This is a genomic window from Flavobacterium sp. NRK F7 (genome assembly GCF_024054195.1).
Classification (GTDB): Bacteria; Bacteroidota; Bacteroidia; order Flavobacteriales; family Flavobacteriaceae; genus Flavobacterium.
Genome location: NZ_JAMXLB010000001.1, coordinates 3631036 through 3642719, shown reverse-complemented (window position 1 = coordinate 3642719; position 11684 = coordinate 3631036). Strand labels below are relative to the sequence as shown.

Sequence of the window (11684 nt, the reverse complement as noted above, 5' to 3'; positions counted from 1 at the left end):
TTAACTTAATAAAAAATGGAAATTTTACTAATAGTAATATTTGTTCTTGGTTATTTAGCGATAGCTATGGAACATTCTTTAAAAATCGATAAATTAATTCCTGCATTAGCGATGATGGCTATTTTGTGGGCATTAATTGCAGTGAATCATTTGCAGGTGTTTGATGTCGTTCCTGGTATAGGAAAAGAACCACATCACTTGGAAGGTGTATTGTTACATCATCTTGGAAAAACTGCTGAAATTTTGGTTTTCTTAATGGGAGCCATGACCATTGTTGAGATTATCGATTACTTTGATGGGTTTTCAACGATTAAATCGTTTATAAAAACAAAAAGTAAATCGAAACTATTGTGGTTGTTTACCATCTTAGCTTTTGTTTTATCTGCTATTATAGATAATTTAACTGCAACAATAGTTCTAATCACCATTCTTCAAAAAATTATCAAAGAGAAAGAAACTCGATTATGGTTTGCTGGATTAATTGTTATTGCTGCAAATGCGGGTGGTGCTTGGTCGCCAATTGGAGATGTTACCACAACCATGTTATGGATTGCAAATAAAGTTTCTGCATCTCAATTAATTGAGCATGTATTAATTCCTTCTATTTTATGTTTTGCGGTACCAACATTTATAGCTGCTCGTATGAAAATTTTTAAAGGCTATATCGAACCCGAAGCAGAAGATGGAGTAGCATCACCTAAATATAGTAGTATCATGTTTTATTTAGGGTTAGGTTCTATTCTGTTTGTACCCGTATTTAAAACTATCACACATTTACCTCCTTATGTAGGAATGATGTTGTCTCTGGCAGTTGTAGCTGCAGTAGCAGAATTTTTGAGTAATAGAAAATTTACCGTTAGTGATGCAGGAGAGGATTCAGGGTCACATCATAGTCCAGTTCATAAATCACTTTCTAAAATTGAAATGCCAAGTATCTTGTTTTTCTTAGGTATTTTAATGTCGGTTGCTGCTTTGGAATCGTTAGGAATGTTGTTTGATTTTGCAGGAATATTAGAAAATAATGTGCCTTATTTAGGTACGGAACATGCTTCTACAAAAATTTCTGATTTAGTAGTTTTATTGTTAGGAGCTGGTTCAGCAGTTATAGATAACGTGCCTTTAGTAGCGGCGAGTATTGGAATGTTTCAAATTGGTACAGATGAACCCGCTTGGCATTTTATTGCTTATGCAGCAGGTACTGGAGGAAGTATGTTGATTATTGGTTCTGCGGCTGGTGTGGTAGCTATGGGAATGGAAAAAATCGATTTTGTTTGGTACTTAAAGAAAATAGGTTGGTTGGCATTAGTTGGTTTCTTAGCAGGTGCTATCGGATTTGTTTTTATTAGAGACTTTCTTTTAAACGTAGTACACTAAATATAATTTTTCAAGTAGTTTAACGTTATTAGTTTATAAAATAATTTGTATGAGTATATTTCTTCAAGTAGATAGTTTAGCGGTGGCTAATGAAGCTTTATTAGAGGATCAACCTGTTGAAAAAACACTTTCCATCTGGGAATTATTAACCAGTGGCGGTATAGGTGGTCAAGTTATCATTTTAGTGTTGTTTATTTTATTGTTCTTTGCTTTGTTTCTTTATTTTGAAAGACTAATGGCAATTAATAAAGCTAGTAAAATAGATGCTAGTTTTATGAATAATATTAAAATGAATATCACTACTGGAAAAATCGATGCAGCAAAAATGCTTTGCGCACAAACCAATTCTCCAGTAGCTCGATTAATCGAAAAAGGAATTTCTCGTATTGGGAAACCACTTGAAGATATCAACACTGCAATTGAGAATGCGGGTAATTTAGAATTGTATAAATTGGAGAAAAACACCAGTATGCTGGCTACGATTTCTGGTGCCGGCCCAATGATTGGTTTCCTAGGAACTGTTGTTGGTATGATTCTTGCTTTTCATAAAATGGCAAGCGGTGGCGGACAAATTGAAGTGGGTTCTTTGGCAGAAGGTATCTACACCGCAATGACTACTACCGTAGTAGGGTTAATTGTCGGTATTATTGCATATATTGGTTACAACCATTTGGTAGTAAAAACCAATAAAGTGGTGAATCAAATGGAAGCTAACGCGGTAGATTTCTTGGATTTATTAAATGAGCCTGTATAATGAAGATTGGTAAAAATAAAAATAAAGTTTCAACGGAATTCAACATGTCGTCTATGACTGACATCGTGTTTTTGTTGTTGATCTTTTTTATGCTAACTTCTACTATGGTTACTACAAATGCCTTAGATTTGGTTTTGCCAAAAGGAAAAGGAAAAACCGATAGTAACAAAAATATTTCGGTTAGTATCGATAAAGATTTAAGTTTTTTTATTGATAAAGATAAGGTAGAAGAAACACAATTGGAAAATCAATTATTGGCAATCCTAGAAAATAATGAGAACAAAGCCATAGTGTTGCGTGCCGAAAAATCAGTTCCTCATGAAAAAGTAGTATACGTAATGGATATTGCTTACAGGAATGGGATAAAAATGGTAGTCGCAGTTAATCCAAAATAATTTTTTGGAGCTGTTTCCTGCTATTCGTTGCAATCTTTTATTTTTTTCTACTTTAATTGATTGGTTGAAGAAAAAAATAAAAGGATTTCCACTGCTATCAGGGCTAGGAAAATGAGAAGTAATACAAGTAGTGTCGTATAAAACATAAATGCTGAGAAATGAAATTTCTTGAAACACCAGAAGAAAAAAAATCGTTTGCAATTACCAGTGTGATTTTTGCAATACTACTTTTCTTATGTATTTTTCTAGGGTTAACCTATATGGATCCACCACCCGAAAATGGTATAGCTATTAATTTTGGAACTAGCGATGTAGGTCAAGGAGAAATTCAACCCACAGAACCCATACAATCCGCTCCACAACCTACCGTTAGTGAACCAGTAAAAGCGGTGGAAGAAGAAATCTTAACACAAGATGAAGAGGCACCTGTGGTAGTAACACCTAAAAAGGAAACGCCAAAACCGCCTAAAGAAACACCTAAAGAGACTCCAAAACCTAAAGTTGAAACGCCAAAGCCTTCTCAACAAACCAATAATGCTTTAAGTAGTATTTTAAATGGTCCAAAATCGGAAGGAACTGCCCAAGGAGGTCATGGTGATGATGGTTTGCCTGGTGATAAAGGAGATCCAAATGGTAGTATTTATGCCAACAGCTTTTATGGTAATGGTTCAGGTAACGGAACAGGTTCAGGAAATGGAACAGGTTGGGGTTTAGCTGGAAGAAAATTATCTGGAAACAGTAAAAGACAACAAGACTGTAACGAAGAAGGGAAAGTAGTGGTGAAAATCTGGGTAAATAGAAGCGGAAATGTTATAAAAGCAGAAAGAAGTCAGGGAACTACAAATACTAATCCTTGTTTGGTAAATCCTGCATTAGAAACTGCTAAAAGTTTTAAATGGCAAGCCGATGCCAATGCTCCAGAAACACAAATTGGTTTTGTGGTAGTGAACTTTACTTTAGGACAATAATCCCAAAGAAACCCAAATTGTATTTTAATAGCCCCGATAGAAATGAAAATCCTAGGTTTACCTAGATTGTAAGGTATAGCGGGAAAATGGAAACCAAAAACACCGAATCATTCGCTTCAGAATTTCAAAATGACATATCAAGAAACAACCGAATGGCTTTTTAAACAGTTGCCGATGTTTCAACAACAAGGTGCTTCAGCCTATAAAAAGGATTTGTCCAATACGCTTTTATTAGTGCATCATCTAGGAAATCCAGAAACCCAATTTCAATCCATACATGTAGCTGGAACCAATGGAAAAGGTTCTACGTCTTCATTGTTGGCCTCAGTGTTACAAGAAGCCGGATACAAAGTGGGTTTGTATACCTCACCTCATTTAAAAGACTATAGGGAACGCATTCGAATCAACGGGAAGAAGATAAAAAAGGAGTTTGTTGTCGAGTTTGTAGCGGAAAATAAAGCTTTTTTTGAAGCACACCAACTCAGTTTTTTTGAAATGACCGTTGGTTTAGCTTTTGATTATTTTGCAAAAGAAAAAGTAGATGTCGCTGTGATAGAAGTTGGAATGGGTGGTCGTCTCGATTCTACCAATGTAATTACGCCTTTGGTTTCTGTAATTACCAACATCGGTTTGGATCATACCCAATTTTTAGGAAATACTTTAGAAGCAATTGCCACTGAAAAAGCAGGAATTATAAAAAAGAATATACCAATAGTTGTGAGTGAATACTTGCCACAAACAAAAAAAGTCTTTTTGCAGAAAGCAAAACTAGAAACCGCGCCTATTTATTTTGCACAAGATGAAGAATGGGAAGAACTACCTAGTGCTTTGTTAGGGGAATACCAAAAAGCGAATAAAAAAGGGGTTTTGGAGGCTTTAAAAGTAGTAAAAGAGCATTTTGAAATAAGTGAGCAACATATTCGTGATGGGTTTTTAAATGTAGTTCAGAATACAGGATTGTTGGGTAGGTGGCAAGTTTTAGGATTACAACCAAAAATAGTTTGTGATACGGCACACAATAGTCACGGTTTGTCAATAGTAATGAATCAAATTAAAAAAGAAACGTATAAAAACTTATATGTTGTTTTAGGAGTTGTAAATGATAAAGATTTAGATTCCATATTGCCATTGTTTCCTAAAAGAGCAAAATATTTTTTTTGTAAACCCAATTTAGATAGAGGATTGGATGCTTTCGTTTTAAAGGAGAAAGCCCAAGCTTTTGGATTGAATGGAGAGGTATGTGGTTCAGTTTCAGTTGCTTTTGAAAAAGCTAAGAATGAAGCGACTTTAGAAGATTTTATCTATGTTGGAGGCAGTACATTTGTTGTTGCAGAAATAGTATAAAAAAATAATAAAAAAGATTTGCAAATAATAAAAACTGTCTTATATTTGCACCCGCAAACAAGTTCAACGAACACCTTTAATAAATAAAGGTCTGTGAGTTAATAAAAGAATAATGATTGCGATTTATTGGGGCGATTAGCTCAGCTGGTTCAGAGCACCTCGTTTACACCGAGGGGGTCGGGGGTTCGAACCCCTCATCGCCCACAGAAATGTAATCCTACAGAAATGTAGGATTTTTTATTTATATGCTTTTTTGAATTGTTGCTTTAAAAGTGTGAAACTTTAAAAACAGTTGATAATGAATTAGTTGTAATTTTATTCAAAAAAAAGTGTATTTTTTTTAAATTTTCTTTTTGAAACTCGAAAAAGGTTTCTATATTTGCACTCGCAATCAGGAAATGATAGCGACTTATTGGAGAAATGGCAGAGTGGTCGAATGCGGCAGTCTTGAAAACTGTTGACTGTAACAGGTCCGGGGGTTCGAATCCCTCTTTCTCCGCTGAGCACGGCTCTAATTAAAAACCCTTACAATTTTGTAAGGGTTTTTTGTTTTATAATCAACTTTACATTAAAAATTCAATAAAAGAGTAGTAGCAACTTTTTTTACTATTCCATCTCATTCAAACATTCTTTACAAGTTCCAACTAAAACACAATTCACTTTTTCTACTTGATAATTTTCTGGAAGGGAGAAATTCACAACAGAAGGTAAACATTCAATTGTATCGCAATGAGTACATCTAAAATGAAAATGATTGTTTGGTAACTTATTTTCATCACATTTCATACAAACTGCAAAATATTGTTTTCCATCATCTGCTACTATCTTATGCACAATCCCATCGTCACAAAAGCGATTTAAAATTCTGTAAATCGTGGCTCTGTCAATAGCAATATCTATTTTTTTTTCAATAGCATCATGACTCATTGCTTTTTTTGTACTACTTAATACGTTTAAAACGACTTCCTGGCTAGCTGTATTCCTTCTTTTCATCACAAATGCGATTAAGTTGCATTAAATTAATGCGATTAAGTTGCAATATTATAAAATATTTTTACATTTGCAAAGTTAATTAATGCAATTAAGTTGCGTTAATGTTTTACAATCCTAATAAATAAGAATATGAAAGATGACAATACATATGATGTTATACTAATTGGTGGTAGTTATGCAGGCTTGTCAGCAGCTATGGCCTTAGGACGTTCTCTTCGAAAAGTATTAATTATTGATAGTGGATTGCCCTGTAATCGACAAACGCCACATTCTCATAATTTCATAACTTTAGACGGAGAAAAACCTGACAGTATTACTAAAAAAGCCAAGGAACAAGTACTTCACTATAATACAGTTTCATTTTATGAAGGTATCGCTATAAAAGGTGAAAAGAAAGAGAATTATTTTAGTGTTTTAACAGATAAATCAGATGTGTTTGATGCAAAAAAACTAATTTTTGCGACAGGTATAAAAGATGTATTTCCTGCTATCAAAGGTTTTTCAGATTGTTGGGGAATATCTGTAGTGCATTGTCCGTATTGCCACGGTTATGAAATAAGAGACAAAAAAACGGCTATTTTAGCACAAGGCGAAAAAGCATTTCATTTGGCTTCTTTGGTTACTAATTTAACCCAAGATATTACTTTAATTACTTCAGAAAGTCAATTGTTTACTAATGAGCAATTGCAAAAATTAGAGAGCCATACCATTAGAATTATAGATAAAAAAATCATAGAAATCATACATGAGGATGGATATGTAAGCCAATTGGTTTTTAACGATGGAAGTCGAGAAGATTTTGAAGCCGTTTATGCTGCAATACCTTTCCAACAGCATTGTACTATTCCTGTTGAATTAGGGTGTGACATAACTGAAACGGGGCATTTAAAAGTAGATGCATTTCAAAAAACAACTGTTTCCGGTATATATGCGTGTGGCGATAATAGTTCCTTGATGCGTTCAGTAGCGAATGCAGTTGCTACAGGGAATATTTGTGGCGCAATGGTTAATATGGAATTAATTAATGAGGAGTTTTAGATAATAGATTATGATTGAAGTTTTTATCACCAACATTACCAAAGATTATCAAGCAAAAAAGGTTATCAAACAGCTTTACAATCGTTTTTTAGATTTTAAAATTGATTATGATTTGAATGAAACAGTGTTGCATTTCCCTTGTGGACACACGGTGATTCGACTAGAAGGTGAAAGGATATCAGTAGAATCTATAGTGCAAATGGTGCGTCAAATGGGTTTTGAATGTCAGGTCATGCCTGATACCATTTGCGTTAAAAATTAGAAGGTAATATGTTTAAGAAAGGAAATAATTATTCTGGAATAATTTGTATAAATGGAATAATAAAAAAAGCACCTAAAGTGCTTTTTTTATTATTCCATTTCTGTAACCAGTTGGTCCATGGGTCTTCTTACTTTTTTCAAGTTTTCATTCCAATCATTACCACTATCTCTATATCCAATAGGTAATATAACAGCTGTTTTTAAACCTTTTTCTTTCATGCCCAATATTTGATCGTAAGCTTGTGGATCAAAACCTTCCATTGGAGTTGCATCTACTTTTTGCTCAGCAGCAGCAGCAATTGCCATTGAAAAAGAAATATAGGCTTGTTTTGCAGTGTGAATCGCATGCCATTCTATGCCTAAAGGTTCATACATTCCCCATAGAAGCTTTTTATAATCATCCATTTGTGTTAATGGCAAACCTCTTTCTGATAAAATATAGTTAAACTCTTTTTCAATTTTTTCTAAACTGTAACTGTCCCAAGCTGCCCAAACTAATAAATGGGAACATTGTGTTATTTGTTCTTGATTGAAGGAATAGGGTTTTAATTTTTCCAAAAGCGTAGGGTTGCTGATGACAAAAATTTCATAGGGTTGCAAACCAGATGAAGAAGGAGCTAATCGTGCAGCCTCTAGAATATATTCTATTTTATCTTGAGAGACTTTTTCGCCTGTCATTTTTTTGGTGGCATATCGCCAATGTAAATCATTAATTAAACTCATAGTATTGCGATTATTTTTTTCAAAAGTATAGAATGTTTGTTACTTTTAGTAACTTTGTGTCAAAAAGTAATAGTAACAAAGAGGTAACAAAGTAACATCTGATGAAAGAAACAATTGAAAAAGCAACAACAAACGGTACTTGTTTACTCAAGATAAAAGCCGTTCACGATGTAATATATATAATAGGAGGGAAATGGAAAATATCAATTATTACGTCATTGTGCTACGGAAATAAAAGGTATTCTGATCTTTTAAATGAAGTGGAAGGAATTTCAGGTAAAATGTTAAGTAGAGAGTTGAAAGAGTTGGAGATGAATAAGCTTATTGAAAGAAAAGTGTTGGATACAAAACCAATAGGAGTAGAATATTCTCTAACTGAAATAGGATTATCATTAAAAAAAGTTACAGAAACCATAGCAGATTGGGGAATAGAATATAGAACTATGAGAAGGTTAGATGAAGAATAATTTCAGCTACAATATTCAAAGATTTGGCTACTTAAACTCTGGTTAGAGTTCAGAAATTTGTACCATAAATAGTTAATAATAGAAGTACTTATGGAAACAAAAACAAAAATTGCTCTAGTTACAGGAGGTAGCAGAGGGTTAGGTAGAGACATGGTTCTTAGCCTAGCTAAAAAAGGAAACAACATTATTTTTACGTATCATACGAATACAGTTGAAGCGGATAAGGTTGTTGCTGAAGTGTTGGCTTTAGGTCAAAAAGCAATTGCTTATCCACTCGATACAAGCAAGATAGATACTTTTGATGCTTTTGTTGAAAAAGTGAGCCAACATTTACTGGAGCATGAAGGATCACCTAATTTTGATTTTTTAATTAATAATGCAGGAACTGGAGTGTATGGTTCGGTAACCGATACAACTGAAGAAGCTTTCGATAACATGATGAACATTCATTTTAAAGGGGTTTATTTTTTAACACAAAAATTGTTACCAACTTTAAATGATGGAGGACGAATTATAAATATTTCTTCTGGTTTAACGCGTGTTTCTTTTCCAAATGTTTCTGCTTATGCAAGTATGAAAGGCGCTATTGAAACCTATACCAAATGCTTGGCAAAGGAATTAGGACCCAGAAAAATCACGGCTAATTGCGTTGCTCCAGGAGCAATTGCAACCGATTTTGGTGGTGGTTCTAATAAATCGGATGAAGGGAAAAGAAATGCAATAGCTAGTATTACAGCTTTAGGTCGTGTAGGAGAACCAGAAGATATAGGCGGTGTTGTGGCTTTTATTTGTACTCCAGAAGCAGGTTGGATGAATGGTCAACGTATTGAACTTTCTGGTGGTATGATGGTGTAAAATAGTGTAAATTTGAGTTATGAATGAGCCTAATGTACATCGCGTAAAATCTATCGCGGAATTTCATAAAATGAAAGGACTGCCTGCTCCTCAGCATCCTCTAATTAGTCTTTTTGACTATAGCAAAGTGGAGTGCTCTAAAGAAGTGAATCATAAAAATTTTGTTTTCGACTTTTATCATATCTCTTGTAAAAGAAGTGTAGGAACAAAATACAAATATGGACAAGGTAATTATGACTTTGATGAAGGTGTAATGTTTTTCATTGCACCTAATCAAGTCTTTGGGATTGAGCCTATAGCCGAAATAGCTAGCCCTAAAAGCGGTTGGATTTTAATGATTCATCCTGATTTTCTTTGGAATACTCCTTTGGCACAAACCATAAAAAAATATGCGTTTTTTGATTATGCGGTCAATGAAGCCTTATTTTTAACGGAAAAAGAAGAAATTCTTTTAAAAGGAATAGTCGCTAACATTGAATTAGAATATAATGGAAACTTAGACCAATTCAGTCAAAGTATTATTATCTCGCAAATTGAAACCTTATTAAATTATTCCGATCGATTTTATCAACGCCAATTCCTCACAACAAAAGTAAATAATCATAAGATTTTGGATCAGGTTGAAAAAATGATTGAGGATTATTTCAACGATGAAAATAATATTGGTTTACCAACGGTTCAATATATTGCAGATGCGCTACATATTTCATCTACCTATCTTAGTAGTTTGTTGAAATCGCTTACTGGACAAACCACACAACAACACATTCATGAAAAATTAATTGAAAAAGCCAAAGAAAAACTTTCTACTACGACACTTTCTGTAAGTCAAATTGCTTTTGAGTTAGGCTTTGAACACTCGCAATCTTTTAGTAAACTTTTTAAAGCCAAGACGAGTTTAACTCCAATGATGTTTAGAGAACGATTCAATTAAATCACATTATGCCATAAAAAGATGCGATTTTTTCATTTTTTATTCTATATTTTTGTAATATAAACGATATATCAATGAAAAAAATCTACTTTTTATTTGTAACACTTCTATTTCTTTCTTGTAGTAAGGAAGAAGAATTTAAAAAAATTGAAGTTAAAAATTATGCTTTACAGCTTCCAAGTTATCTTTCTAAGACAAATGATTTAAACGATGACGCTTCTTTGCAATATCAAAATCCTTTTAGGGAATTATATATTATTGTTATAGATGAAAGCAAGCAAGAAGTGGAACAAGCAATTACGCTAAACGAACTTGAAGATATCTATTCCAATGATTTTAACGGATATGTTGAATTACTTTCAACAAGTTTAGAAAGCAATATTGCATTTAAAAATAAAAAAGAAAAAGATACAGTTATTAATTCTTTAGAAGCGAAATTATTAAAATTTGAAGGTAAAATTGAAGATTACGATGTTTTCTATGAAATTGCATTTGTTAACGGTGTTACTAATTATTACCAAATCATGACTTGGACCCTTTTAAATAGAAAGTCTGATTATGAAGCAGTAATGGATAAAATGATATATTCTTTTAAAGTTGCAGGTCAAACTAAAGCAAATTTAAAAGGAGCAAAAAAATAAAATACAGTTATAAATTGATTACCACCCCGTTTAAATCATTTTATATTTTGTAATTTCATAGTGTTTTTCATTTGTATTTAAATTACCTTTTTATAATGAAACCAATAAACTTGTTTCTTCTCTTATTCCTACAACTGAGTTTTGGACAAAAAACGATCCCAGATGTAATTCAACAATTTAATAAAAATTCGGTTCCTTACATCACTGTAGAAGAATTGAAAGGTACAGATGATGTAACTCTTCTTGACGCTAGAGAACCAGAAGAATTCAAAGTAAGTCATTTAGATAACGCGATATATGTTGGCTATAAAAAATTCAATGCTGAAAAATTTCTAATTTCTTTTCCAAATAAAAATACGCCATTAGTAGTGTATTGTTCTTTAGGAGTAAGAAGCGAAAACATTGGAGAGAAATTGTTAAAATTAGGATATACAAATGTTAGAAATTTATACGGTGGTATTTTTGAATGGAAGAATAAAGATAATCCAGTTGTAAATATGAATGGTGAAGAAACAGAAGAAGTACATGCTTTTTCAAAAATGTGGGGGAAATATCTTTTAAAGGGAACAAAAATATATAATAAAAATAAAAAATAAACCATGGAAAAAACGTATTACGATCCTGCTGATTTAAAAAAATTTGGAAAAATCGTTGAATGGAGTGAAGAATTAGGAAATAGTTTTTTTGAATATTATGGTAAAGTATTTGAAGAAGGAAGCCTTTCTGCAAGAGAAAAATCATTAATAGCCTTAGCTGTTTCTCATGCTGTTCAGTGTCCCTATTGTATTGATGCTTACACAGGAGACGGTTTGAAAAGAGGAATTACAAAAGAAGAAATGATGGAAGCAGTTCATGTTACCGCTGCGATCAAAAGTGGTGCCGCTTTAGTTCATGGGGTTCAAATGATGAATAAATATAAAAAACTATCCATGTAGTT

General features: G+C 33.0%; 15 protein-coding genes and 2 tRNA genes. 15 read left to right on the top strand and 2 right to left on the bottom strand.

Going from position 1 to position 11684, the window contains the following annotated elements; all coding sequences use genetic code 11:
• Positions 1-15: 15 nt before the first annotated feature.
• The 7 genes from nhaD to NHF47_RS16665 all read left to right on the top strand — a co-directional run bounded on the left by nhaD (position 16) and on the right by NHF47_RS16665 (position 5334).
• Positions 16-1374, top strand: coding sequence for a sodium:proton antiporter NhaD (gene nhaD / locus NHF47_RS16695; protein ID WP_252765990.1), 1359 nt, complete (start codon positions 16-18; stop codon positions 1372-1374).
• Between the two features lie 49 nt (positions 1375-1423).
• A complete protein-coding gene (locus NHF47_RS16690) occupies positions 1424-2128 on the top strand; it encodes a MotA/TolQ/ExbB proton channel family protein (RefSeq protein WP_140996461.1) in 705 nt (234 codons plus the stop codon).
• A complete protein-coding gene (locus NHF47_RS16685; RefSeq protein WP_252765989.1) occupies positions 2128-2523 on the top strand; it encodes a biopolymer transporter ExbD in 396 nt (131 codons plus the stop codon). The genes NHF47_RS16690 and NHF47_RS16685 overlap by 1 nt, the downstream gene beginning before the upstream one ends.
• Before the next feature lie 158 nt (positions 2524-2681).
• Positions 2682-3491, top strand: coding sequence for an energy transducer TonB (locus NHF47_RS16680; protein ID WP_252765988.1), 810 nt, complete (start codon positions 2682-2684; stop codon positions 3489-3491).
• A gap of 129 nt (positions 3492-3620) precedes the next feature.
• A complete protein-coding gene (locus tag NHF47_RS16675) occupies positions 3621-4835 on the top strand; it encodes a folylpolyglutamate synthase/dihydrofolate synthase family protein (RefSeq protein ID WP_252765987.1) in 1215 nt (404 codons plus the stop codon).
• Between the two features lie 129 nt (positions 4836-4964).
• Positions 4965-5039, top strand: a tRNA-Val gene (locus tag NHF47_RS16670).
• Between the two features lie 210 nt (positions 5040-5249).
• Positions 5250-5334 (top strand) — tRNA-Ser (locus tag NHF47_RS16665).
• A 107-nt stretch (positions 5335-5441) separates the two neighbouring features.
• Here the strand turns inward: NHF47_RS16665 and NHF47_RS16660 are convergent.
• A complete protein-coding gene (locus tag NHF47_RS16660) occupies positions 5442-5828 on the bottom strand; it encodes a Fur family transcriptional regulator (RefSeq protein ID WP_252765986.1) in 387 nt (128 codons plus the stop codon).
• 129 nt (positions 5829-5957) lie between these two features.
• Between NHF47_RS16660 and NHF47_RS16655 the strand changes: the two genes are divergently transcribed.
• Both NHF47_RS16655 and NHF47_RS16650 read left to right on the top strand, forming a co-directional pair.
• Positions 5958-6866 (top strand): NAD(P)/FAD-dependent oxidoreductase, encoded by a 909-nt coding sequence (locus tag NHF47_RS16655; protein ID WP_252765985.1) that lies wholly within the window; start codon positions 5958-5960, stop codon positions 6864-6866.
• Between the two features lie 10 nt (positions 6867-6876).
• Positions 6877-7128, top strand: coding sequence for a hypothetical protein (locus NHF47_RS16650; protein WP_252765984.1), 252 nt, complete (start codon positions 6877-6879; stop codon positions 7126-7128).
• A gap of 89 nt (positions 7129-7217) precedes the next feature.
• Here NHF47_RS16650 and NHF47_RS16645 read toward each other — a convergent pair whose 3' ends face one another.
• Complete coding sequence (locus NHF47_RS16645) at positions 7218-7850, bottom strand: NAD(P)H-dependent oxidoreductase (protein ID WP_252765983.1); 633 nt, start codon at positions 7848-7850, stop codon at positions 7218-7220.
• 101 nt (positions 7851-7951) lie between these two features.
• Between NHF47_RS16645 and NHF47_RS16640 the strand changes: the two genes are divergently transcribed.
• From NHF47_RS16640 to NHF47_RS16615, 6 genes are all read left to right on the top strand, one after another.
• A complete protein-coding gene (locus NHF47_RS16640; RefSeq protein WP_140996370.1) occupies positions 7952-8317 on the top strand; it encodes a helix-turn-helix domain-containing protein in 366 nt (121 codons plus the stop codon).
• A gap of 90 nt (positions 8318-8407) precedes the next feature.
• Positions 8408-9172: an SDR family NAD(P)-dependent oxidoreductase gene (locus NHF47_RS16635; RefSeq protein ID WP_252765982.1), complete on the top strand. Its 765-nt coding sequence runs from the start codon at positions 8408-8410 to the stop codon at positions 9170-9172.
• A 19-nt stretch (positions 9173-9191) separates the two neighbouring features.
• Complete coding sequence (locus NHF47_RS16630; RefSeq protein ID WP_252765981.1) at positions 9192-10106, top strand: AraC family transcriptional regulator; 915 nt, start codon at positions 9192-9194, stop codon at positions 10104-10106.
• A gap of 74 nt (positions 10107-10180) precedes the next feature.
• Entirely contained in the window at positions 10181-10747 is a 567-nt protein-coding gene (locus tag NHF47_RS16625; RefSeq protein ID WP_252765980.1) for a hypothetical protein, read from the top strand.
• A gap of 95 nt (positions 10748-10842) precedes the next feature.
• A complete protein-coding gene (locus NHF47_RS16620) occupies positions 10843-11343 on the top strand; it encodes a rhodanese-like domain-containing protein (protein WP_252765979.1) in 501 nt (166 codons plus the stop codon).
• Positions 11344-11346: 3 nt separating this feature from the next.
• Entirely contained in the window at positions 11347-11682 is a 336-nt protein-coding gene (locus NHF47_RS16615; RefSeq protein WP_130734070.1) for an arsenosugar biosynthesis-associated peroxidase-like protein, read from the top strand.
• The last annotated feature ends 2 nt before the right edge of the window (positions 11683-11684 follow it).